Source organism: Xanthomonas sp. LMC-A-07, assembly GCF_030208825.1.
Taxonomy (GTDB): domain Bacteria; phylum Pseudomonadota; class Gammaproteobacteria; order Xanthomonadales; family Xanthomonadaceae; genus Xanthomonas; species Xanthomonas campestris.
This window is the reverse complement of sequence record NZ_JARVTF010000005.1, coordinates 189640-214032: the sequence shown is the minus strand read 5'-3', so window position 1 is coordinate 214032 and position 24393 is coordinate 189640. Positions and strand designations below refer to the sequence as shown.

13 protein-coding genes are annotated in these 24393 nt (G+C 66.0%); 9 read left to right on the top strand and 4 right to left on the bottom strand.

What is annotated here, in order from left to right; all coding sequences use genetic code 11:
* Nucleotides 1–90 precede the first annotated feature (90 nt).
* The 4 genes from QRM89_RS03825 to QRM89_RS03810 are packed head-to-tail and all read right to left on the bottom strand — an operon-like array spanning nucleotide 91 to nucleotide 3654.
* A complete protein-coding gene (locus QRM89_RS03825; protein WP_285447323.1) occupies nucleotides 91–969 on the bottom strand; it encodes a 2-dehydro-3-deoxygalactonokinase in 879 nt (292 codons plus the stop codon).
* Nucleotides 966–1877 carry an SMP-30/gluconolactonase/LRE family protein gene (locus tag QRM89_RS03820; RefSeq protein ID WP_228943648.1) on the bottom strand — a complete coding sequence of 304 codons (912 nt, stop codon included), beginning with the start codon at nucleotides 1875–1877 and terminating at the stop codon, nucleotides 966–968. Before QRM89_RS03820 ends, QRM89_RS03825 begins: the two co-directional genes overlap by 4 nt.
* A complete protein-coding gene (gene dgoD / locus QRM89_RS03815; RefSeq protein ID WP_011036920.1) occupies nucleotides 1871–3019 on the bottom strand; it encodes a galactonate dehydratase in 1149 nt (382 codons plus the stop codon). Before dgoD ends, QRM89_RS03820 begins: the two co-directional genes overlap by 7 nt.
* Nucleotides 3016–3654 (bottom strand): 2-dehydro-3-deoxy-6-phosphogalactonate aldolase, encoded by a 639-nt coding sequence (locus QRM89_RS03810; protein WP_285447322.1) that lies wholly within the window; start codon nucleotides 3652–3654, stop codon nucleotides 3016–3018. Before QRM89_RS03810 ends, dgoD begins: the two co-directional genes overlap by 4 nt.
* Nucleotides 3655–4073: 419 nt before the next feature.
* On the opposite strand from QRM89_RS03810, the gene QRM89_RS03805 reads away from it, so the two are divergent.
* The 9 genes from QRM89_RS03805 (at nucleotide 4074) to xylB (ending at nucleotide 24362) form a co-directional block, all read left to right on the top strand.
* Nucleotides 4074–5045: a LysR family transcriptional regulator gene (locus QRM89_RS03805; RefSeq protein ID WP_011036922.1), complete on the top strand. Its 972-nt coding sequence runs from the start codon at nucleotides 4074–4076 to the stop codon at nucleotides 5043–5045.
* 256 nt (nucleotides 5046–5301) lie between these two features.
* Complete coding sequence (locus tag QRM89_RS03800; RefSeq protein WP_285447321.1) at nucleotides 5302–8214, top strand: TonB-dependent receptor; 2913 nt, start codon at nucleotides 5302–5304, stop codon at nucleotides 8212–8214.
* A gap of 337 nt (nucleotides 8215–8551) precedes the next feature.
* Nucleotides 8552–11275, top strand: a complete 2724-nt coding sequence (locus QRM89_RS03795) for a TonB-dependent receptor (RefSeq protein ID WP_014507513.1) — start codon at nucleotides 8552–8554, stop codon at nucleotides 11273–11275.
* A 111-nt stretch (nucleotides 11276–11386) separates the two neighbouring features.
* The gene (locus QRM89_RS03790; RefSeq protein WP_285447320.1) at nucleotides 11387–13642 is read left to right on the top strand and encodes a cellulase; all 2256 of its coding nucleotides are present in this window, start codon (nucleotides 11387–11389) and stop codon (nucleotides 13640–13642) included.
* 103 nt (nucleotides 13643–13745) lie between these two features.
* The gene (locus QRM89_RS03785; RefSeq protein ID WP_119959787.1) at nucleotides 13746–15659 is read left to right on the top strand and encodes a sialate O-acetylesterase; all 1914 of its coding nucleotides are present in this window, start codon (nucleotides 13746–13748) and stop codon (nucleotides 15657–15659) included.
* 83 nt (nucleotides 15660–15742) lie between these two features.
* Nucleotides 15743–17410: a GH35 family beta-galactosidase GalD gene (gene galD / locus QRM89_RS03780; RefSeq protein ID WP_075287474.1), complete on the top strand. Its 1668-nt coding sequence runs from the start codon at nucleotides 15743–15745 to the stop codon at nucleotides 17408–17410.
* Nucleotides 17411–17513: 103 nt separating this feature from the next.
* Nucleotides 17514–20417 (top strand): TIM-barrel domain-containing protein, encoded by a 2904-nt coding sequence (locus tag QRM89_RS03775; RefSeq protein WP_285447319.1) that lies wholly within the window; start codon nucleotides 17514–17516, stop codon nucleotides 20415–20417.
* A 91-nt stretch (nucleotides 20418–20508) separates the two neighbouring features.
* Nucleotides 20509–22872 carry a glycoside hydrolase family 95 protein gene (locus tag QRM89_RS03770; protein ID WP_285447318.1) on the top strand — a complete coding sequence of 788 codons (2364 nt, stop codon included), beginning with the start codon at nucleotides 20509–20511 and terminating at the stop codon, nucleotides 22870–22872.
* On the top strand, nucleotides 22869–24362 hold the full coding sequence (gene xylB, locus QRM89_RS03765) for a xylulokinase (RefSeq protein ID WP_273672808.1): 1494 nt from the start codon (nucleotides 22869–22871) through the stop codon (nucleotides 24360–24362). Before QRM89_RS03770 ends, xylB begins: the two co-directional genes overlap by 4 nt.
* The last annotated feature ends 31 nt before the right edge of the window (nucleotides 24363–24393 follow it).

Genomic DNA, 24393 nt, shown 5'->3' with positions numbered 1-24393 from the left:
CGGCGCTCGGGGCGCGGGCATTAGGGCGAACGCGCGCTGGGGGCGCGCGGCCGGTGCCTTCTCGCCTCACGCGAGGAGGCGTTGCTCAGGTCAGGCAAGGCCGCGCTGTTGCGCGAGCGCGAACAGGCCGGCGGCGGCGAGGTCCTCCGGGTGCAGCTGGGAAGTCACGCCCAGGTGCTGTAACGCCAGTGCGTAGCGCTGGGCCAGGGCGGGGCTGCCGACCAGGTGCACTGCGCGGTGGTCGCCGCAGTGGTCGCGCAGTTCGTGGCCAATCAGCAGGCCCGAGAGGTAGGACGGCAGTGCCTGCGCGGGCAGACGCTCGAACAGCCCCAAGGTGCGGGTGCCGAACAGGTGATGGCTGAGCCCGCCGGGCTCGGCGCTGCGTGTCACCCCCTGCAGGAAGGCGCCCTCATCCAGGCTGCCGCCGTCGTCCTGCATCAGCTTGCCCAGGATGCTGTGCTGGCGGAGCAGGGCATACAGCTCGCCGGTCATGACGGTAGCAAAGCCGGTGAGCTGGCCGTGCGCCAGGCGGGCCCATTTGCTGTGGGTGCCGGGCAGGCAGGCAATGTGCTCGCCGTCGCCAAGCGCGGCGAGCAGGCCCACCAATTGGGTTTCTTCGCCGCGCATCACATCCGGAGTGCCGTCGTGTTCGCCGACGCTGACGCCGGGGACGAACCACAGCGTGCGGCCGGGGAGCAGGTCGTCGTAGCGCTGCATTGCCTGGGCCAGCGCCGCGGTGTCGGCCGGGCAGGGCAGGTAGGCCTGTTCGACCCAGCCATTGCGGCTGCCGATCATGCCCGACAGCAGTACCGGGCCGTCCCAGCCGGTGATGAGCGCTTCCAGCACGGCGTTGAAGCGGCCCTGGCAGGCCAGGATGCCGTCGGCGCCGCGGCGGTGGTCGCGCACCTGGCCATCGGGCCCGAGCAGATAACCGCGCAGGCTGCTGGTGCCCCAATCAATCGCGATCATGCGCTGGCCACCCGGCTTTCGGGCAGGCCGCGCACCGGCAGGTCGCAGACGTACAGACCGCCGGCCTGCGGGGTTTGTGCCAGCTCGGCATCGCTATGGTCCAGGCGCGAGCTGATCACGTGCAGACGGTCCAGTGCGGCGCCGCCGAAGGCACTGCAGGTGGGGTGCTTGACCGGCATCTGCACGATGCGCTCCACGCTGCCGTCCGGGCGATACCGCACCACGCGCCAGGCGCGCCATTGCGCATTCCACAGGTGGCCGGCGTTGTCGATGATGGAGCCATCCGGCTCGGCGTCGTCGCGGTCCAGGTTAGTGAACACGCGCGTGTTGCTGGTTTGCGCGGTGTCCGGGTCGTAATCGCAGCGCAGGATCTGCGGGCGCACCGAATCGCAGTAGTACAGCGTGCGGCCGTCCGGGCTGAAGCAGATCGAGTTGGGAATGGACACGCCCGGCAACGGCAGACGACGCAGCCCGTGGCGCAGCGAGAACTGGTACATCGCCCCGCGCGCGGCCTTGTCGTCGTGCTCGTCCATGGTGCCGAACACGAAGTTGCCATGGCGATCGGCGCGGCCGTCATTGCTGCGCGTGAGCGGGTTGTCGGCTTCGACATCGGCCAGATGGTCGAGCGGCAGCGTGTCGCCGTCGGCGTTGTCCGGGTCGGCGATGCAGATGGCCTTGGCCAGCGCGATCAGCACGCGGCCATCGTCCATCAGGCCGATGCAGCCCGGGCGGTCGGGAAGCGTCCAGAAGCGCGTCTGCGCGCTGCCGGGGTGATGCCGCCACAGGCGTTTTTCGCTGATGTCCACCCAGTACAGCGCTTCGCGCTGCTCGCACCACAGCACGCCTTCGCCATGTGTGCAGCGGCTGTCGACGGCCAGGACGGCGGTGTGGTCGGCGGTGCTCACCATTCGGCGATGCTGCCGTCGGCGTGACGCCACACCGGGTTGCGCCAGTCCGGCGGATTTTCGTTTGCGCGCTTGAGCATGTCTTCGTTGATCTCCACACCGAGCCCGGGCTTGGGCAGTGCGGCAATGCTGCCATCCACACAGTGAAAATCTTCTTTGTTGATGACGTAATCGAGCAGGTCGGCGCCTTCGTTGTAGTGGATGCCGATGCTCTGTTCCTGCAGCACCGCGTTGTGCGAGACGAAGTCCACGTGCAGGCAGGCGGCCAGCGCGATCGGGCCGAGCGGGCAGTGCGGTGCGAAGCCCACATCGTAGGCTTCGGCCATGGCCGCGATCTTGACGCACTCGGTGATGCCACCGGCATGCGACAGGTCCGGCTGCACCATGCCGATGCCGCCGGCACACAGCACGTTCTTGAACTCGAAGCGCGAGAACATGCGTTCGCCGGCAGCCAGCGGAATGCAGGTGCTCGCGGCCAGGCGCGGGTAGTACTCGGCCTGTTCGGCCAGCACCGGTTCTTCGACGAACAAGGGCTTGAACGGTTCGAGCTCGCGCAGCAGTGCCTTGGCCATCGGCGCGCCAACGCGGCCGTGGAAGTCGATGCCGAAATCGATGCTATTGCCGAAGGTCTCGCGGATTTCGGCCACCTTGACTACCGCCGCATCGACCGCACGCGCGCTGTCGATCAGCTTCATTTCCTCGGTGCCGTTGAACTTGAAGGTGTCAAAGCCCAGCGCACGGTAATCGTTGATCTGCGCGATGATTGCGCCCGGGCGGTCGCCGCCGACCCAGCGGTAGGTCTTCATGCGATCACGCACCAGCCCGCCCAGCAGTTCGTACACCGGCACGCCAAGCGCCTTGCCCTTGATGTCCCACAGCGCCTGGTCGATGCCGGCGATGGCGCTCATCAAAATAGCGCCGCCTCGGTAAAAGCCGGCGCGGTACATGGTCTGCCACAGGTCATTGATGCGGGCCGGATCCTTGCCGACCACGTAGCCGGCCAGCTCGTGCACGGCGGCTTCCACGCTGCGCGCACGGCCTTCGATGACCGGCTCGCCCCAGCCGGTGATGCCCTCGTCGGTTTCGACCTTGAGGAACAACCAGCGCGGTGCGGCGTGGTAGGTGGTGAGGCGGGTGATCTTCATCCTTGCAGTTCCTGGTAAGCCTGCACAAAGGCGCGTGCATGCGTCTGGGTTGTTTCGAGGGATTGGCCGGGTTTGTACAGTTCGCCGCCGATGCCGGCGCCGGCCGCGCCCTGCGCCATGAAGCCGGCCAGGGTCTGCGGGCTCACCCCGCCGACCACGTAAACCGGCACGTGGGTCGGCAGCACCGAGCGCAAGGCGCGCACATGCGCCGCGCCATAGGTGGCCGCGGGGAACAGCTTGAGGATCTGCGCGCCGGCGTCGATTGCATCGAAGGCTTCGCTGGCGGTGGCAAAGCCGGCCACCACGGTCAGCCCGCGCGACACCGCATGGCGGATCAGCGAGGGCTTGGTATTGGGGGTGACGATGAAACGCGCGCCGATCTCGGCCAGCGTGTCGACGTCTTCGTTGCGCAGCACGGTGCCGGCGCCGATCCAGGCGCGCGCGCCGTAGCGCTGCTGCGCCAGGGCAATGCTCTCGGCCCAGCGCGGCGAGTTGAGCGGGATCTCGATCGCGTCGAATCCGGCTTCGATCAAGGCACCGACATGCGCCAGCGTGTCTTCCGGGGTGATGCCACGCAGGATGGCGACCAGCGGCAGGGCGAACGGGTTGAACACGGGGGTGGTGGATGCAGTCATCGGGTTACTCGCACTAGAGCGGAATACAGCCATCGACGGCCAGACGGCCCTCGATGTCGGGGGAAGGGGTGCGGCTGCGCGATCGGGCAGGGCAGGCGGTGCGCGTTGCAGACCCGGGCACGGAGGCGGCGGCACGGCGCACACTACGGCTGCCCGGCGCGGCAATTGCCGCAAGCACGGGCGCAGGCCGGCTGCCTGCGGTTGGCCGGCAAGATGGCGTCATCGTCTTCCTCCTCGGCGGTCATGGCATCCGCGTGTTGCCGCCATCTGGCGGGCAACCACGACTGTTCTGGCCGCGCCCGGGAGGTAGGGGCTCCTGCTGCGGCGCTCGATAGCCTCGCGCGGGGAGATATGTGCTGCAAATGAAATTTTCGGCATATTCTATTCCTCCGACGAATACACGTCCGCGACGGCACCCCATGGCAAATTCCGGTACTCCCTGGTTCAACGCAGCCCGGCTCAAGACCCGCCAGCTGTTGTTGTTGTTGCATCTGCACGAACAGCGCTCGGTCCTGCGTGCGGCCGAGGCCGCCAGCATGACCCAGCCGGCCGCCTCCAAACTGCTGGCGGAAATGGAAGACATGCTCGGGGTGAAGCTGTTCGAGCGCCACGCGCGCGGCGTGGAGCCCACCTGGTACGGGCACGTGCTGATCCGCCGCGCCCGCGCGGCAATGTCGGAGATCGGCCGGGCGCAGGAAGAGATCGCCGCGTTGCGCGCCGGCCGCATGGGCCAGGCCTCGATCGGCACGGTGGTCAACCCGGGCACCAACCTGGTGCCGCAGGCCATCGCCGAGGTGAAACGCGAGTTCCCCGACATCCTGGTGCGGGTGGAGATGGACTACAGCCGGCCGCTGGTGGCCAAGCTGCTGGATGGGCAGCTGGACATCGTGATCGGCCGCATCCTGGGGCCGGAAGGGGTGGGCGAGCTGGAATTCGAGCCGTTGGCCGACGAGCCGCATTCGGTGATCGCCCGCGCCGGCCACCCGCTGGCCAGCCGCGCCAACCTGCAGCACGCCGATCTGGTCCGCCACGGCTGGATCCTGCCGCCGGCCGACAGCGTGCTGCGCGCGCGACTGGATTCGATGTTCATGGAGCACGGCGTGCAGACCCCGACCAATGCGATCGAGACCTCGTCGCTGCCGGTCACCTCCACGTTGCTGCGCGGCAGCGACATGCTGACCGCGTTGCCGGTGGAGTCGGTGGCGCCGCTGATCCAGGCCAAGTTGCTCACCGTGCTGCCGATCGAATTGGGTGTGCGGATGGAGTCGTTCGGCATCATCCGTCGGCGCGATTACATCCTGCCGCCCGGCGCCGAGCGCATTTTGCAGGCCCTGCGCAGCACCGCGCGTCGCCTGTACCCGGGCCTGCGCAGCCCGGAATCGCCTGTCTAAGCAGGCTCTTCCATTTCCATTCCTTTTCAGCATACCAGCCTGTGAATTTTTCATTGGCTGGCGCTAGACCGGACGCCTATACCTGTGTGTCAGATCGCACGCTGAAGCGCACGTGAAGTCGGGCAAGTGATCGGCGGCCAAGCCGCCATGTAGTGGGAAGCGGAACCGGGCCCCAGTGCCCAGGTCCCAACGATCACGCGACCCATTGGTCGCGACAACCAGTCTTCAGTCGTCTTGCGTCCTGGGAGGGATTCGGATGTACACATTTTCCAGCCATGCTTCGGCAGGCACGGGCGCGCGTGCGCGTCGTTTGGTTCGCCTGCGTCACTCGGCCATGGCCATCAGCATCGGCGTGCTGCTCGCGGCACCGGCCTATGCTCAGCAGGCGCCACTCACCAACGCTGGCGGCAGCGCGGTGGACCTGGACACGGTGGAAGTGCGCGGTGTGCGCGCCAGCCTGATCAAGTCGCAGGTGATCAAGCGCGACGCCACCCAGATCGTGGATTCGGTCAGTGCCGAAGACATCGGTGCCTTGCCCGACCGCAGCGTCACCGAAACCCTGCAGCGCGTCAGTGGCGTGACCATCGACCACTTTGCCGCCCGCAGCGACCCGGACCATTTCTCCGCCGAAGGCAGCGGCGTGATGATCCGTGGCCTGACCCAGGTGCGCGGTGAGCTCAACGGGCGCGACATCTTCAGCGCCGCCAGTGGCCGTGGCCTGAGCTTTGAAGACGTGCCGGCCGAACTGATGGCCGGCGTGGACGTGTACAAGAATCCCTCGGCCGAGATCATCGAAGGCGGGCTGGGCGGCACGGTCAATCTGCGCACGCGCATGCCGTTCGATAATCCAGGCCGCATCGTCGGTGGCAATGTCGATTACAACTACGGCGACATGAGCAAGAAGTACAAGCCGTCGGCCTCGTTCCTGTTCAGTGATCGCTGGAACACCGGCATCGGCGAAATGGGCTTCATGATCGACATCGCCCATTCGGAGCTGGCCACGCGCTCGGACGGCATCCAGGTCGAGCCCTATGTGCGCCGCACCGACGACGCGGTGCTGGCCGGTAGTGGTCGCAGCGAGGTCTATGTGCCGGGCGGGGTGAACTGGCGCCAGCTGGATTTCGAGCGCAAGCGCGACGGCATTGCCGCGGCCTTCCAGTGGAAGCCCAGCGATGCCACCGAGATCTATGCCCAGTTCCTGCGCTCACGGTATGAGATGAACTGGCAGGAGCGCGCGGCGTTCTTCAACGACAGCAACAACAGCATCACCCCGGCGCCGGGTACTACCTTCGACTACGACGATCGCGGCGCCTTCCTGCGCGGCTCGCCGGTGTCCAGCTCGTGGCGCGGCGCGCTCACCGGCGACGGCGTGCGCTTCAACACCGACAACCGCTATTCCGAACAACGCACCACCACCACCGATCTGTCGGTGGGCTTCAGCCACTTCTTCAACGACAACCTGCAGATCAAGGGCGACATGCAGCTGGTGCAGTCGGAGAACGAACAGCTGGATTTCACCGTGTTCAGCGCCACCTATCTGCCGGGGCTGACCTACGATGTCTCCGGCAAGTATCCCAGCGTGCAGATCGCCAACCCGGCGTTCACCCAGGACCCGTCCAACTACTTCTGGGCGGCGGCGATGGACCACCTGGGCAAGAACCGCGGGCGCCAGCTGTCCACGCGCGTGGATCTGGAATACACCTTCGATGACAGCAGCTGGCTGCGCTTTGCGCGCTTCGGCATGCGCGCCACCGACCGCAACCAGATCAACAAGAACTCCGGCTACAACTGGGGCGTGATCTCCGACAACTGGGCCGCCATTCCGGGCACCAGCAACGGGCTGGCCAACATGTCGGACTTCATGACCGACCAGTCGTCGTTGTTCACCTTTTCCAACTTCTTCCGGGGCGGGGTGAATGTGCCGACCACGCTGGTGGTGCCCAACAGTAGCCTGGTCAACAACTACGGCTCCGCCTCGCAGATGATCCAGCAGATCGTGGCGCTGCGCGGTTATGGCTGGGCACCGGACACCTATCAGCCGCAGGACACCAATCGCCAGTACGAGCGCACCCAGGCAGCGTATGCGGCGCTGTATTTCGGCAACGACGAAGCATGGGGCATTCCGGTGGACGGCAATGTCGGCGTGCGCGTAGTGCAGACCAAGACCCAGGCCGAAGGTTTTGGCCAGTTCCAGAACCTGGCAGGCCTGAACGTCTCGCCGGAGTTGCAGGCGCGCTACACCGGGCAGTACTTCGACAATAATTCGCAAGGCAGCTACACCAACGTGTTGCCCAGCCTGAATCTGCGCCTGCGTTTCAGCGACAGCCTGCAATGGCGTTTTGCCGCCTCCAAGGCAATGGCGCGCCCGGACTACACCCAGCTGCAGCCGTACGTGTTGCTCAATGTGGAAACCAACGACGCCGGCCAGGCGACCGACTTCGTTGGCACCGCCGGCAACCCGAACCTCAAGCCGATGGTGGCCAACCAGTTCGACACCGCGCTTGAGTGGTATTTCGACACCAGCGACATGCTCTACACCACGCTGTTCTACAAGAAGGTCAAGGACTACTTCTCCACCCAGACCCGCAGCGAGGTCTACGACAACCGCCCGTGGCTGGTGACCCGCCCATACAACATGGATGAAGGCACCATCCGCGGCGCCGAGTTCGGCTACACCCAGTTCTTCGACAGCCTGCCGGGCTGGCTGAACGGGTTTGGCATCAATGCCAATTTCACCTTCGTCGACAGCAAGGGCGGCGCCAACACCGCCACCGACCCGTACACCAACACCACGGTCACCGGTGTGGAGCTGCCGCTGGAGGGTTTGTCGCGGCGCAGCTATAACCTGGCGGGCATTTATGAGAAGGGGCCGCTGTCGCTGCGCCTAGCCTACAACTGGCGCTCGCGCTACCTGCTGACCACCAGCGACGCGGCCACCCGGTTGCCGACCTGGGCCGATGACTACGGCCAGCTCGATGGCTCGTTCTTCTACCGCTTCAACGACCATCTGCAGCTGGGCCTGCAGGCCAACAACCTGACCAACACCGTGACCAAGGTGCTGATGGGGCCGACCTCGTACGAGGGCGGCGAAGTGGATCCGCGGCTGTACACGCGTTCTTCGTTCGTCAACGACCGCCGTTACTCGCTGGTGCTGCGCATGAATTGGTAGTGCGCCGCGTCACGCGGCAAGTGTGCGCGGGCCTACAGGTGCAGGCCCGCGTTCTGACTGCCACGGCGTGAAGTCCGCAATGCCAGAGACAGCGGGTTTCTCCGGCTTGCTATAGTCGTTTTGAATACCTTTCCAGGAATATTTCATTGGTGTGGCATGACAGGCCCGCCCTATGCTCCCGCCGCAGCCGCTAGGTAAGCCTTGTTGGGATTACCGCGCATCCACCAGCCCAAGGCCCTTGCCGCGGCCGGATGTGGCAGCAACGACGACAGGGCAGGGCGTTCGCGCACCTGCCCGCCAAAAAATAAGCAGTACATGCGTCCTGGGAGGGAGCACCATGTCAGTGCAACATCGCCACATTCCGGCAGGCCGGGCTGTGGGTCAGCGTTCGATCCGTGAATTCCGCCGCTCCGTGATGGCCATCAGTGTGGCTACGCTGCTGAGCGCCCAGGCCTATGCGCAGGATGCGACCACCACTGCCGCACCGGCATCGGATGCGACCACCCAGCAGCTGGACACCGTGCAGGTCACCGGCACGCGCAGCAGCGTCACCAAGGCGCAGCTGGTCAAGCAGAACGCCGAGCAGATCGTCGACTCCATCGTCGCCGAAGACATCGGCAAGCTGCCCGACAACAACGTCGCCGAGGCGCTGCAGCGCATCTCCGGCATCCAGATTTCGCGCAACTACGGCGAAGGCAGCTCGATCGCCATCCGCGGCCTGACCCAGGTGCGCACCGAGCTCAATGGCCGTGACATCTTCACCGCCAATGACGGCCGTGGCCTGAGCTTCGAAGACGTGTCGGCCGAACTGCTCGGCGGCGTCAACGTGTACAAGAACCCGTCGGCCGACATGATCGAAGGTGGGCTGGGCGGCACCGTCGACCTGCGTACGCGCCTGCCGTTCGACTACGAAGGCCGCAAGATCGCCGGCAGCGTCCAGTACAACTATTACGACCTGGCCGACGACGGCAAGCCGGCGTTCTCGGGCCTGTTCAGCGATCGCTGGCAGACCGGCATCGGCGAGATCGGCATCCTGGTGAACTACTCGCAGCAAAAGAGCCCGTTCCGCCAGGACACCATCTCGATCGAGCCGTGGTACACCCAGACCGACCTGCCAGGCTACGAAGGCCAGGGCGTGTCGGTGCCGCACGGTGCCGGTATCAACACCACCATCGGTGAGCGCGAGCGCAAGACCGGCGCGTTTGCGATGCAATGGCGTCCGAACGATTCGGTCGAGGTCTACACGCAGGTGCTGCGTTCGGACTACGACTTCAGCTGGCACGATTACTCGTTCTTTGCGCTGACCGGCGCCAACCCGATGCAGGGCTTGCCCGGCATCCAGGTCAACGACCGCAACGAGTTCGTCAACGGCTCGTTCCAGAACGTGCCGACCGAATCCAACACCAGCCTGACCGAGCGTCACTCGGTGACCACCGATTACTCGCTGGGCGCCAAGTGGACGGTCAACGAGAAGCTGACCCTGAGCACCGACTTCCAGTATGTCGATGCCACCACCACCGGCACGCGCTACATCGTGGCGACCGGGCAGGACAGCAGCCCGCAGTTCAACGTCGACTTCCGTGGCGATCTGCCGCGCCTGTCGGTCACCGACGCCAGTGGCGCGGAAGGCTACCTGGCCGACGTCAACAACTATGACGGCTGGCGCTGGCACCTGGACAACAAGGACGACAACAAGGGCACCGAGTTCGCCTGGCGCGCCGACATGGACCTGGCGTTCGACAGCGACTTCGTGCGCAGCTTCAAGGCCGGCGTGCGCTACACCGATCGCGATGCCGAAACCAAGGGCAACGTGTACCGCTTCATGTGCATCAACGATTGCTCGGGCACACCGTTCTCGCAGTTTCCTAGCATCGGCGTGGTGACCAATCCGATCACCGATTTCTTCCGCGGTGAAAGCAGCACCTTCGGGCGCACGCTGACTGCATCGGATGCGGCAGTGGCGAACTACGAGCAGACCCTGGCGACCTTCGGCGGCACCCCGCTGGAATTTGCACCGAACAACATCAACACCCAGACCGAAAAGACCTACGCGGCCTACGGTGTGTTGCGCTTTGGCGTGGACAGCGATTCGATTCCGTTCGATGGCAACATCGGCGTGCGCGTGGTGCGCACCGAAGTCGGCTCCAACGGCGTGCGGACCGGTACCGATGCCGAGGGCGGTGGCCTGATTCCGGTGGCTGCGCAGCAGACCTACACCGACGTGCTGCCGAGCTTGAACCTGCGCTGGATGCTGAGCGACCAGCTGCAGTGGCGTTTTGCGGCCTCGCGCGGTATTTCGCGTCCAACCTTCGACCGTCTCAACCCGAACCTGAGCCTGAGCACCGGCACCTCGAACGGCGCTTCGACCTTCACCGGCACCGCGGGTAACCCGAGCCTGGAAGCGGTTAAGGCTGACCAGTTCGACACCGCGCTGGAGTGGTATTTCGGCCAGGGCTCGATGATGTACGGCACCTTGTTCTACAAGAAGGTTGAAGGCTTCATTGCCAACGCCGTCTTCAACGAGGTGTACGACGGCCAGGTGTGGCAGATCACCCGTCCGGTCAACGGCGATGCCGGCAAGATCCGCGGCGCGGAACTGGGCTACACGCAGTTCTTCGACTTCCTGCCGGGCTGGCTGAGCGGCTTCGGCCTGCAGACCAACTACACCTACGTCGACAGCGAGGCGCCGAGCCCGACGGCCACCGACACCAACGGCCAGTCGCTGACGGTGCCGCTGGAAGGCCTGTCCAAGAACAGCTACAACGCGATCCTCAGCTACGAAACGGCGCGCTTCCAGGGCCGTGTGGCCTACAACTGGCGCAGCGACTGGCTGGTGACCACCGCGGGCAACGGCACCGGCAACCTGCCGGTCTACAACAAGGGCTTCGGCCAGTTGGATGCCTCGCTGCGTTTCAACATCAATGATGTGTGGTCGATTTCGCTGGACGGCGTGAATCTGCTCGATACCCGTCGCGAAAGCTATCTGGGGACCGAGTCGCGCTACCGCGACTTTGTGATCAACGATCGTCGGTATGGCCTGACGTTGCGGGCCAGCCTGTAGAACGCGCCGTAGGAAGTGCGTCGCCGGTCCGGCGAGCTGTGCAGGCAGCTCGTTGGACTGGTGTTTTTCCTATCGACGGCGTTGCCGTCGATCGCGAGGGGAGCCGGAGGAATGATCGCAATGATCGATCCGCCTACTAAGCGCCGCACCACCACAACAGGAGCATGGCTGGCTGTCTTGAGCCTGCTGCTGTTGCTCTTTTCGACGCCCAGCGTGCGTGCGGCCGAGCCCGCCACGTCCGGGCCCTACCAGTGGCGCAGTGTTGCCATTGGCGGTGGCGGCTTTGTCACCGGTGTGTTGTTTCATCCCGCCGAACGTGGTCTGGCCTATGCGCGCACCGATGTGGGTGGCGCGTACCGGTGGGATGCGCAGGCGCAGCAGTGGACCGCGCTGACCGACTGGTTGGGCGCTGACGACTGGAACCTGATGGGCATCGACGCATTCGCCGTCGACCCCGCCGATGCCGATGCGCTGTATCTGGCGGCCGGCACCTACATGCACGAACGCGCCGGCACTGCCGCAGTGCTGCGCTCGTTCAACCGCGGCCGCACGTTCGAGCGCGCCGATCTGCCGTTCAAACTGGGTGGTAACCAGCTGGGCCGCGCCAATGGCGAGCGGCTGGCGGTGGACCCGCACGATGGCCGCGTGCTGCTGCTGGGCTCGCGCGATGCCGGCCTGTGGCGTAGCGACGATCGCGGCGCGCACTGGGCGAAGGTGGCGTCGTTTCCGGACGCCGCGCTGGCCGGTGCCACCGCACGCAATCATGTTGGGCGCGAGCAGGCGGTGGGGATCGCCTTTGTCGTGTTCGACGCAGCCAGTGGCAACACCGGCACGCCAACACCGCGCATCTACGTGGGCGTGTCCACCGAACAGACCAGCCTGTATGTGTCCGAAGATGCCGGCCGCAGTTGGGCGCCGGTGGCCGGGCAACCACGCGGCCTGCGCCCGAGCCACATGGCCGGCGGCAGCGATGGGCACTGGTATCTGAGCTATGGCGACCAGCCCGGGCCGGACCTGATGGCCGGGGGGGCTCTGTGGAAATTCACGCCGGCACAGGGGCGCTGGCGCGAGATCAGCCCGATTCCGCAGCCGGCCAGTGGCGATGGATTCGGCTGGGGCGCGGTGGCGGTGGATCCGCAACATCCGCAGGTGCTGCTGGCCAGTACCTTTCGCCGTCGCACGCCGCGCGACGAGCTGTATCGCAGCGTGGATGGTGGCAAGCACTGGACGCCGTTGTTGGCCGATGCGGTGTTCGACCACAGCGCCGCGCCGTGGACCGCACATGCCACGCCGCACTGGATGGGGGCGCTGGCGATCGATCCGTTCGACGGCAACCACGCGCTGTTCGTGACCGGCTACGGCATCTGGGCCTCGCGCAATCTGCAGGATTTCGCCGCACCGCAGCGCCCGCTGCAGTGGTGGTTCCAGGACCGTGGGCTGGAAGAAACCGTGCCGCTGGACCTGCTCAGCCCGATGGCCGGCGCGCATTTGCTCAGCGCACTTGGCGATATCGATGGCTTCCGGCATGACGACCTGGACCGCGCGCAGTTGCAGTACGCCGGCCCACGGCTGACCAATGGCGAAAGCATCGATGCCGCCGGCCAGGCGCCGCAGTGGGTGGTGCGCAGCGGCACCGTGCGCGATCGCCGCAGCAACGAAATCCGCGCGCTGTATTCGCGTGATGGCGGCAAGCAGTGGACGGCGTTTGCGAGTGAGCCGCCAGCCGGGCAGGGCGCCGGCAGCATTGCCATTGGGGCCGATGCGGCGCAGGTGGTGTGGGCACCGGCGCGCGGCGGCAATTGGCGTACGTCCGACTTCGGCGCGCAGTGGCAGCGTGTGGACGGCCTGCCGGACACCGCGCTGGTGGTGGCCGATCGGGTGGATGCACGGCGCTGGTATGCGGTGGATGTCGCCAGCGGGCAGCTGTACGAGAGCACTGATGCCGCGCGCAGTTTCCGTGCGACCGGTGTGCAGGTGGGCAGCCCGGCGCGCGATGAGCGCACCCGCCCGCAGCTGCGTCCGGACCCGTGGCGCGCAGGCGTGGTGTATCTGGCCAGCCCCGGCAAGGGTGTAATGCGCTGGCAGGGCGGCGCGCTGCAGGTGCTCTCACAGCCAGACGAAGCGCGCTCGCTCGGCATCGGCAAGGCGTTGCGTGCCGGTGCGCCGCCGGCGCTGTATCTGGCCGGGCGCGTGCAGGGCGTGGATGGCGTGTTCCGCTCCGACGATGGCGGCGTGCAGTGGCAACGCATCAACGATGACGCGCACCGCTTCGGGCGCCCGTACAGCGTGACCGGTGATCCGCGCATTGCCGGGCGTGTGTACTTCGCCACCGGCGGCCGCGGCATTTTCTACGGCGATCCGAGATGAGCAGTGCATGCCTGTCCGCGACGTCCTGCTGCTTTACCGTGTACGGCGCCGCCGGCCTGGCCGCTGCGGGCGCCGTGACACCGCCGACCCTGGAGATCACCGCATGACCCCGTCCCACATTTCCCGCGCCTGCCTGCTGGGTATGTTGTTGGCCAGCGGCAGCGCCGCCGCGCAACCGAGCCTGCCGTTGCTGTTTGCCGATGGCGCAGTGCTGCAGCGCGATGAGGCAATGCCGGTATGGGGCTGGGCCACGCCCGGCGCCGCAATCACGGTGAGTTTCGATGGCAAGCAGGCCACCGCCAAGACCGACGCGCAGGGGCAGTGGAAGGTTCGCTTGCCTGCACACACTGCCGGTGGCCCGTACGTGCTGAGCGTGCGTGGCGACGGCGGCGCGCTGCAGGTGCGCGATGTGCTGGTCGGCGATGTCTGGCTGGCCAGTGGGCAATCGAACATGGAATGGCCACTGGCCCAAGCCAGCGATGGCCCGCAGGCGGTGGCGGCGGCCAACGATGCGCAGCTGCGCCACTTCAAGGTGCCCAAGTCGTGGTCGGTGCAGCCGGAGGCCAAGCTCACCGGTGGCGACTGGAAAGCAGCCACGCCGGAGAACGCAGGTGCGTTTTCGGCGGTGGGCTATTTCTTTGCGAAAGAGTTGCGCGCCAGTACCGGCGTGCCGATCGGCATTGTCGACAGCACCTGGGGCGGCAGCGCGATCGAGGCGTGGATGGACGCCGCCTCGCTGGGCCTGAAGGCCGAGCAAAACCAGGGCGCGATCGAGGCGATCAAGCAGCGCGATGCGGCCGCCCAGGCCGCCACCAGCAAGCGCATCGGGCGCTGGCCCAAGGTGGAAGGCGACATCCCGCAGTGGCGCACGCCCGAATTCGATGACCGCGACTGGGACAGCATCCCGGTGACCCAGCAATGGGAACTCAGCGGCTATGAGGGCATGGACGGTATTGCCTGGTACCGCACCACCTTTACCCTGACCGCCGCCGAAGCCAAGGCCGGCGTGCAGCTGGGGGTTGGCCAGATCGACGATTCGGACATCACCTACGTCAATGGCCAGCAGGTGGGCCAGACCGAGAAACAGTGGAACCTGCCGCGCGTGTATGCAGTGCCGGCGGCGGCGCTGCGGGCCGGCGTCAACCAGATCGCGGTGCGCGTGGAAGACCTCAGTGGCGGTGGCGGCATGCACGGCCCGGACGAACAGCGCTTCGTGCAGATCGGCAGCACCCAGCGCGCCCTGGCGGGCTGGAAATTCCGCCCGGCGCAGGTGCGCGTGTCGCTGACCGACAACAAGAACCAGCTCCCCACGCTGCTCTACAACCAGATGATCCACCCGCTGCAGCCATTCCCGGTCAAGGGCGTGATCTGGTACCAGGGCGAAACCAACGCCACCGACACCGGTGCGGTGAAATACCGCGACCAGTTCGCCGCGATGATCCAGCAGTGGCGCGCCGAGCGCGGTGCCAAGCGGTTGCCGTTCCTGTGGGTGCAGCTGGCCAACTTCAAGGCCGGCGGCGACACCGGCGATCTGAGTCCGTGGGCGCTGCTGCGCGAATCGCAGTCCAAGACGCTGGCGCTGCCGGCGACCGGGCAGGCGGTGATCATCGACATCGGCAATCCCACCGACATCCACCCCACCAACAAGCGCGATGTAGGCCATCGCCTGGCGCTCGCTGCGCGGCATGTGGCCTACGGCGAAACGCTGGTGTACAGCGCGCCGGTGTTCGCCCGCGCCAGCTATGCCGATGGCCAGGCCAGCGTGCAGTTCGATCTGCAGGGCAGTGCCTTGCAGGTGCGCGGCGGCGGTACGTTGCAGGGCTTTGCGGTGGCCGGTGCGGACAAGCGGTTCCATCCGGCGCAGGCGCGCATCGCTGGCGACCGGGTGATCGTGCGCAGCGATGCGGTGGCCGCGCCGGTGGCAGTGCGCTACGGCTGGAGCGAAAACCCCGCCGACGCCAACCTGGTCAATCGCGAGCAATTGCCCGTTTCCCCCTTCCGAACCGATACCTGGTGACACGGAGTCCTATGTCCATGCATTCCCCTGTTGCACGCGTGATTCCCCGTTCGCTGGCCGGCCGTTGCCTGCGGCCATTGCTGTTGTCTTCCCTGGCGGTGGCGCTGGCCGCCTGCCAGTCCGGCGAGCCGGACAGCGCCGCCAAGCCGCAGGCCGCCGCAACGCCAGGCACCACGGCACCGGCCACGGCGCCTGCCGCCGCACCGGCGACGCAGACACCGATGCCGCAGTTCGTCAGCAAGGACGGCAAGCACGCCCTGATGGTGGACGGCGCGCCGTTCCTTATCCTCGGCGCGCAGGTCAACAATTCCAGCAACTATCCCGGCGTGATGGACAAGGTGTGGCCGGCGATGCAGGTGCTGGGCCCGAACACCGTGCAGGTGCCGATCGCCTGGGAGCAGGTAGAGCCGGAAGAAGGCAAGTTCGATTTCTCCTTCGTCGACACGTTGCTGGCGCAGGCGCGCGAGCACAAGGTGCGGCTGGTGCTGCTGTGGTTTGCCACCTGGAAGAACAATGGCCCGGCGTATGCGCCGCATTGGGTGAAGACCGACAACCAGCGCTTCCCGCGCGTGGTGACGCGTGAGGGCAAGGCAATCGGGTCGCTGTCGCCGCATGCGCAGGCCACGCTGGATGCCGACCGCAAGGCGTTCGTCGCCTTCATGCAGCATCTCAAGCAGGTCGACCCGCAGCACACGGTGATCATGATCCAGCCGGAAAACGAACCGGGCACCTACGGCAGCGTGCGCGACTTCTCGCCGATGGCGCAGAAGTTGTTCGACGGCCCGGTGCCGGACGAACTGCTCAAGCGCTTGAACAAGCAGCCGGGCAGCTGGGCGCAGGTGTTTGGCGCCGATGCCGACGAGATCTTCCACGCATGGTCGATCGGCCGTTACATCGATCAGGTGGCCGAAGCCGGCAAGCAAGCCTATCCGTTGCCGATGTACGTCAATGCAGCGTTGCGCGGGCCGTTCAATCCGGGCCAGCCCGGCCAGTACGCCAGCGGTGGCCCCACCGATAACGTGCTCGACGTGTGGAAGGCCGCCGGCCCGCATATCGACCTGCTGGCACCGGACATCTACATGCCCGAGTACCGCATGTACACCACGGTGCTGGAGCGCTACGCGCGCCCGGACAATGCCTTGTTCGTGGCCGAAACCGGCAACCGCCCGGAATACGCGCGTTACCTGTTCCCCACCCTGGGGCATGACGGCATCGGCTGGTCGGCGTTCGGCATGGATTACACGCGCTATTCCAACTATCCGCTGGGCGCCAAGCACGTCAACGAAGAAACCCTGGCGCCGTTTGCGCTGGGCTTCAAGCTGGTAAGCCTAGGCATGCGCCCGTTCGCGAAGGCTGCATCCGAAGGCAAGCTGCACGGCACCGCCGAAGAACCCGGCCAGGCCGTGCAGGAGCTCAAGCTCAACGACCGCTGGAGCGCCACCATCACCTACGGTGTGCCGCAGTTCTGGTTCAAGGGCGAGCCGCCGGGCAACCCCGAGCCGATCGGCGCGGCACTGATTGCCGAGCTGGGCCCGGACGAATTCCTGGTCACCGGCTACCACGTGCGCGTGACCCTGCACCCGGCCAGCGAAGCCACCGCCAACATGCTCTACGACCGCGTGGAAGAGGGCCAGTACGACGGTGACACCTGGCAGTTCCAGCGCAACTGGAATGGCGACCAGACCGACTACGGCGTCAATTTCTCCAGCGCACCGCAGCTGCTCAAGATCAAGCTGGCCACCTACAACTAAGTCCCGCACGCCGCGCAGTGCGTGGCGTGCGGTGCACCGCACATCCATCGAACCCAGTGCTGCCGCCCCCGCGGCAGTGTTTCGCCATTCAAAGGGAGTAAACATGCAAACCACCCACCATTCCGCCGGCCGTGCGCCCGCATCCCGACGTCGGCCGCTCGCGCAATGCGTGGCGCTGTCGTTGGCCTTGTTGGCCAATGCCGCGCATGCGCAGGAAGTGCGCAAGGCCGCCGACGGCGTCACCGTGATGCCGAGCGCCAAGGGTGCCGCAGCGGTGCGTCTGCAGGTGGTCGATGCCGGCATCATCCGCGTCAGTGCCGATCCCGATGGCGACTTCGCGCGCACGCCTAGCCTGATGCGCGTGCCGGTGCAGGGCGATACCGCCTTCCAAGTGGCCGAGCAGGGCGACAGCGTGCAGCTGAAGACCGGCAAGGTCACCGCCACCGTTTCCACCATCGATGGCCATGTGAGCTTCGCCGATGCCAATGGCAAGCCGGTGTTGTCCGAAGTGGCCGGCGGGCGCAGCTTTGCGCCGCTGAAAGTGGAAGGCAAGCAGTACCTGAGCGTGCGTCAGCGCTTCCAGTCGCCCGATGACGAAGGCTTGTACGGCTTCGGCCAGCACCAGCAGGGCTGGATGAACCAGAAGGGCCGCAACGTCGAGCTGCAGCAGAACAACATCGACATGGCGGTGCCGTACCTGGTGTCCAGCCGCAACTACGGCCTGCTGTGGGACAACAACTCGATCACCCGCCTGGGCGATCCGCGCGGCCTGCAGCCGCTGCCCAAGTCGCTCAAGTTGTACGACGCCAAGGGCAAGTCCGGTGCACTGACCGCGCGCTACGCCATCAATGGCAAGCAGGTGCTGGAACGCCGCGAGAGCGAAGTGAATTACCAGTACCTCAGCGACCTGACCAAGTTCCCGAAGAAGGCGATCACCAAGGACAAGGACAGCCGCATGCAGGTCACCTGGGAGGGCGAGATCGAAGCGCTCACCGGTGGCGAGCACACCTTCTCGCTGTACTCGAGCGAGTACGCCAAGCTGTACGTGGACGGCAAGCTGGTGATCGATCGCTGGCGCCAGAACTGGAACCCGTGGAATCACGAGTTCAAGCTGGATCTGGAGCCCGGCACGCGCCACACCGTCAAGATCGAATGGGATCTGATCGACCCCAGCTACATCGCGCTGCTGCACCGCGACCCGCTGCCCGCCACCGAAGCGAAGGATCTCTCGCTGTGGTCCGAAGCCGGACAGATGATCGACTACTACTTCGTCTCGGCTGACTCCTACGACCAGGCCGTGGCCGGTTACCGCGAACTCACCGGCAAGTCGGTGATGCTGCCGAAGTGGGCGTATGGCTTCTGGCAGAGCCGCGAGCGCTACAAGAGCCAGGACGAACTGGTGGGCGCAGTGGCCGAATACCGCAAGCGCAAGCTGTCGCTGGACAACATCGTGCTCGACTGGTCGTACTGGCCGGAAAACGCCTGGGGCTCGCATGATTTCGATCCGCAGCATTTCCCGGACCCGGACGGCATGGTCAAGGCCGTGCACGACATGCACGCGCAGATCATGATTTCGATCTGGCCCAAGTTCTATCCCACCACCGCCAACTACAAGGAACTGGACGCGGCGGGTTTCATGTTCAAGCGCAACGTCGAAGTCGGCGAGCTGGACTGGATCGGCAAGGGCTACAAGAACTCGTTCTACGACCCGTACTCCGAAAAGGCCCAGGCCATCTACTGGCGCCAGATCAACGAAAAGCTCAACAGCAAGGGTTTCGATGCGTGGTGGATGGACGCCGACGAGCCGGACGTGCATTCCAACCTGGATATCGGTGAGCGCAAGGCACGCACCACGCCGACCGCGTTGGGCCCTTCAACCGAGTTCTTCAATTCGTATCCGTTGCCGCACACGCACGGCGTGTACGTGGGTGACCGCGCGGCCGACGACAAGCGCGTGTTCATCCTCTCGCGCAAGGGCTATGCCGGCACGCAGCGCAATGCAGTGGCGGTATGGAGCGGCGACATCGTCTCGCGTTGGGACGACATGCACGACCAGATTTCCGCCGGCGTGAACATGGCGCTGTCGGGCCTGCCGAACTGGACCTTCGACATCGGCGGCTTTGCGGTGGAGAAGCGTTACGAAAACCAGGACCCGGCGCATCTGCCGGAATGGCGCGAGCTCAACACGCGGTGGTTCCAGTTCGGTGCGTTCGTGCCGATCTTCCGCTCGCATGGCCAGTTCCCGTACCGCGAGATCTGGAACATCGCCCCGGAAGGCACGCCGTTCTACGAGAGCATGGCCTACTACAACCGCCTGCGTTACGCCCTGCTGCCGTACATCTACAGCCTGGCCGGCGATACCTACCAGCGTGACGGCGTGATCATGCGCGGCATGATGATGGACTTCCCGGATGACGCGAAGGCACGCGACATCAACGACCAGTACCTGTTCGGCCCGGCATTCCTGGTCGCACCGGTGACCCGCTTCGGCGCGACCTCGCGGCAGGTGTATCTGCCGGCCGGCAGCAGCTGGCTGGATTTCGCCACCGGCAAGCGCTACGAGGGTGGCCAGACCATCGAGGCCGCCGCGCCGATCGAACGCATGCCGCTGTTCGTGCGTGCCGGCTCCATCGTGCCCACCGGCCCGGTGCAGGAGTACGTGGACCAGAAGCCGGATGCGCCGCTCACTGTGGTGGTCTACACCGGTGCCAATGGCCAGTTCTCGTTGTATGAGGACGACGGCAAGGGCTATGGCTACGAGAAGGGCGAGTTCAGCCGCATTCCGCTGAGCTGGGACCAGGCCAAGGGCGAGCTGCGCATCGGCCAGCGCGAAGGCAGTTGGACCGGCATGCAGGCCAAGCGCACCATCAATGTGCGTTTTGTCGACGGCCCGCGTGAGGACGCCGGTGCGCTGGAGCCCAAGGTGGACACCAGCATCCAGTACGACGGCAAGCCGGTCAGCGTGTTGCAGCGCAAGATTGCGTCCGGCAAAGCGCGTCGTCGATGATTGCAGGCTGTCTTTCCACGATGAGTGTGCAGATGCCGGAGCGCCGCAAGGCACACGCGCGCAGTTCCGGTGAAGCCGCGCGGTGGTCACCGTGCTGACACGCAGAGAACTCTGCAAGGCAACCGGGGCCGCAGTCGCGGTCCTGGGTGCCGCTCCGGCGTTGTCGCAGGCAGCTGGCGTTGCACCACTGCCTGCGGTCGCCCCTGACGATGCCTTGCACCTGTGGTATCGCGAGCCTGCCAATGAATGGGTGCAGGCCTTGCCGGTCGGCAACGGCCGGCTGGGCGCGATGGTGTGGGGCGGCATCGCCCACGAGCGTCTGCAACTCAACGAAGACACGCTGTATGCCGGTGGCCCGTACGACGCCACCAATCCGCAGGCGCTGGCGGCGTTGCCGCAGGTGCGCGCGCTGATCTTTGCCGGCCGCTATGCGGAAGCCGAGCAGCTGGCCGATGCCAAGCTGTTGTCGCGTCCGCTCAAGCAGATGCCGTACCAGCCGTTGGGCGATCTGTTACTGGATTTCGACCGTGCCGACGGCATCAGCGAGTACCGTCGCCAGCTCGATCTGGATACCGCAGTGGCCACCACCACGTTCCGCTCCGGCGGCGCGGTGCACCGGCGCGAGGTGTTCGTGTCCGCGCAGTCGCAGTGCATCGTGGTGCGTCTGTCCTGCGATCGGCCGGGTGGCATTTCGTTGCGGGTGGGCATCGACAGCCCGCAGAGCGGCGAGGTCACGGTGGAGCAGGGCAGCCTGCTGTTCAGTGGCCGCAATGGCAGCTTCGCCGGCATCGACGGCAAGCTGCGCTTTGCATTGCGCATGCTGCCGCAGGTCAAGGGTGGCAGCGTCAGCGCGGTGCGCGACCGTCTGCGTATCCAGGGTGCCGATGAAGTGGTGTTGCTGCTGACCGCGGCCACCAGCTACCAACGTTTCGATGCGGTGGAAGGCGACCCGCTCGCGCTCACCGCGGCAAGCCTGCAAAAAGCCGGCAAGCTCAGCTACGCCGCGTTGTTGCGCGCGCATCTGGCCGATCATCAGCGCCTGTTCCGGCGCGTGGCGATCGACCTGGGCAGCAGCGAAGCGGCCAGGCTTCCCACCGACGAGCGCGTGCAGCGCTTTGCCGAGGGCAACGACCCGGCACTGGCAGCGCTGTATCACCAGTACGGCCGCTATCTGCTGATCTGCAGCTCGCGGCCCGGCACTCAACCGGCCAACCTGCAGGGCATCTGGAATGACCTGATGCAGCCGCCGTGGGAGAGCAAGTACACCATCAACATCAACACCGAGATGAACTACTGGCCCAGCGAAGCCAATGCACTGCACGAGTGCGTGGAACCGCTGGAAGCCATGCTGTTCGATCTCGCCCGCACCGGTGCACACACCGCCCGTGCGCTGTACGACGCGCCCGGCTGGGTGGTCCACAACAACACCGATCTATGGCGCCAGGCCGGGCCGATCGACGGTGCGCAGTGGAGCCTGTGGCCGATGGGCGGGGTGTGGTTGCTGCAGCAGTTGTGGGACCGCTGGGACTACGGCCGCGACCGTGCGTATCTGGCCAAGATCTATCCCTTGTTCAAGGGGGCGGCAGAGTTCTTCGTCGCCACCCTGGTGCGCGACCCCGGCACCGGCGCGATGGTGACCAATCCATCGATGTCGCCGGAAAACCAGCACCCATTCGGGGCGGCGGTCTGCGCCGGCCCGACCATGGATGCGCAGCTGTTGCGCGACCTGTTCGCGCAGTGCATCGCGATGAGCAAGTTGCTTGACGTCGATGCCGCGTTGGCACAGCAGCTGGCCACGCTGCGCGAGCAATTGCCGCCCAACCGCATCGGCAAGGCGGGGCAGTTGCAGGAGTGGCAGCAGGACTGGGACATGCAGGCGCCGGAGATCCATCACCGCCACGTCTCGCATCTGTATGCCTTGCATCCCTCCAGCCAGATCAACCTGCGCGACACGCCCGAGCTGGCGGCTGCCGCGCGGCGTTCGCTGGAGATTCGCGGCGACAACGCCACCGGCTGGGGCATCGGCTGGCGCCTGAACCTGTGGGCGCGGCTGGCCGACGGCGAGCATGCGTACCGCATCCTGCAACTGCTGCTCTCGCCCGAGCGCACCTATCCAAACCTGTTCGACGCACACCCGCCGTTCCAGATCGATGGCAACTTCGGCGGCACCGCCGGCATTACCGAGATGCTGCTGCAAAGCTGGGGTGGCAGTGTGTTCCTGCTGCCGGCCTTGCCCAAGGCCTGGCCGCGCGGCAGCGTGCGCGGCCTGCGTGTGCGCGGCGGCGCCAGCGTGGATCTGGAATGGGATGCAGGTCGCTTGCAGCAGGCCCGTGTGCACAGCGATCGTGGCGGGCGCTATCAACTGTCCTATGCAGGGCAGACCCTGGACCTGCAACTGGGCGCCGGGCGCACCCAGCAGGTGGGCCTCAACAACAACCGATTGGTGAAGCAATGAGCGTGTACGTAGGACTGGATGTCGGCACACAGAGCGTCAAGCTGGTGGCCTACGATCCGCAGGAGCGCGCTGTGGTCGCCACCATCGGCGCGCCGATGGAATTGATCAGCCGCGACGATGGCACCCGCGAGCAGCAGGCGCAGTGGTGGATCGACGGTATCGTGCATTGCTTCGCGCAGCTCGATGCCGAGCTGCGTGCGCGCGTGCGCGGCATCTCGGTGTCCGGGCAGCAGCATGGCTTCGTGCCGGTGGCCGCCGATGGCAGCGTCACCGCGCCGGTGAAGCTGTGGTGCGACACCAGCACCGCGCTGGAATGCGACGAGATCATGGATGCGGTGGGCGGTGCGGCAGGCAGCGTGGCCACCGCCGGCAACCCGATCATGGCCGGCTACACGGCATCCAAATTGCCGTGGACGCGCAAGCATCGCCCCGAGGCCTATGCGGCGATGACCACGGTGATGTTGCCGCATGACTACGTGAACTTCTGGCTCACCGGCGAGCGCTTCACCGAAGTGGGTGATGCCTCCGGGACCGGTTGGCTGGATGTGCGCACCCGCCAGTGGTCCGAGCGCATGCTTGGCGCGATGGATGCGCAACGCGATCTGCGCGATGCCTTGCCGCCGCTGGTGGAGACCGGCGCGGTGTTCGCCCTGTCCGATGCGGCGGCTGAGGCGCTTGCCTTGCCGGCCGGCGTGCGCGTCACCACCGGTGGTGGCGACAACATGATGGCGGCGATCGGCACCGGCAATGTCGTGCCTGGCCGCCTGACCATGAGCCTGGGCACCTCCGGCACCTTGTTCGCCTACGCCGATCATCCGGTGGTGGACGACGACGCACGCTGGGCCGCGTTTTGCTCGTCCAGCGGTGGCTGGCTGCCGCTGATCTGCACCATGAACTGCACCGTCGCCACCGAAGCGGTGATGCGCATGTTCTCCATCACCCGCGCGCAGACCGAGGCCATGATCGCCGACACCGCGCCCGGTGCCGACGGGCTGGTGCTGTTGCCGTTCTTCAATGGCGAGCGCACACCCAATCTGCCGGATGCGCGTGGCTGCCTGTTCGGCATGGATCTGCACAACACCACGCCGGCGCATTTCTATCGCGCGGCGATGGAAGGGGCCACCTACAGCCTGCGTAATGGCTTCGATGCCTTTGTCGCCGCCGGCCTGCAGTTCGATACCATCCTGCTCACCGGCGGCGGCAGCAAGAGCGCGCAGTGGCGGCAGATGGTCGCCGACGTGTTCAACCTGCAGGTGGTCGTGCCGACCCAGCCAGAAGGCGCGGCGTTTGGTGCAGCACTGCAGGCGGTGTGGGCCTGCGACCGCGACGATGGCGGCCAAGCCGCGTTGTCGGAAGTGGTGCTGGAGCACCTGCAGATCGACGATGCATTGTCGGCGCGCCCGGATCCGCAACGCGTGGCCGCCTACCAGCAGCACTACCAGAACTTCCTCAAGCACCTGCACGTCGTCAGCCCGCTCTACGCCGGCTGATTCATCACTCCCCCAGTACCAAGGACCTCTC

Bases quoted from the DNA above. Each gene is read 5' to 3' on its own strand.
- QRM89_RS03825 (WP_285447323.1), bottom strand. From the start codon at position 969: ATGATCGCGATTGATTGGGGCACCAGCAGCCTGCGCGGTTATCTGCTC.
- QRM89_RS03820 (WP_228943648.1), bottom strand. From the start codon at position 1,877: ATGGTGAGCACCGCCGACCACACCGCCGTCCTGGCCGTCGACAGCCGC.
- dgoD (WP_011036920.1), bottom strand. From the start codon at position 3,019: ATGAAGATCACCCGCCTCACCACCTACCACGCCGCACCGCGCTGGTTG.
- QRM89_RS03810 (WP_285447322.1), bottom strand. From the start codon at position 3,654: ATGACTGCATCCACCACCCCCGTGTTCAACCCGTTCGCCCTGCCGCTG.
- QRM89_RS03805 (WP_011036922.1), top strand. From the start codon at position 4,074: ATGGCAAATTCCGGTACTCCCTGGTTCAACGCAGCCCGGCTCAAGACC.
- QRM89_RS03800 (WP_285447321.1), top strand. From the start codon at position 5,302: ATGTACACATTTTCCAGCCATGCTTCGGCAGGCACGGGCGCGCGTGCG.
- QRM89_RS03795 (WP_014507513.1), top strand. From the start codon at position 8,552: ATGTCAGTGCAACATCGCCACATTCCGGCAGGCCGGGCTGTGGGTCAG.
- QRM89_RS03790 (WP_285447320.1), top strand. From the start codon at position 11,387: ATGATCGCAATGATCGATCCGCCTACTAAGCGCCGCACCACCACAACA.
- QRM89_RS03785 (WP_119959787.1), top strand. From the start codon at position 13,746: ATGACCCCGTCCCACATTTCCCGCGCCTGCCTGCTGGGTATGTTGTTG.
- QRM89_RS03775 (WP_285447319.1), top strand. From the start codon at position 17,514: ATGCAAACCACCCACCATTCCGCCGGCCGTGCGCCCGCATCCCGACGT.
- xylB (WP_273672808.1), top strand. From the start codon at position 22,869: ATGAGCGTGTACGTAGGACTGGATGTCGGCACACAGAGCGTCAAGCTG.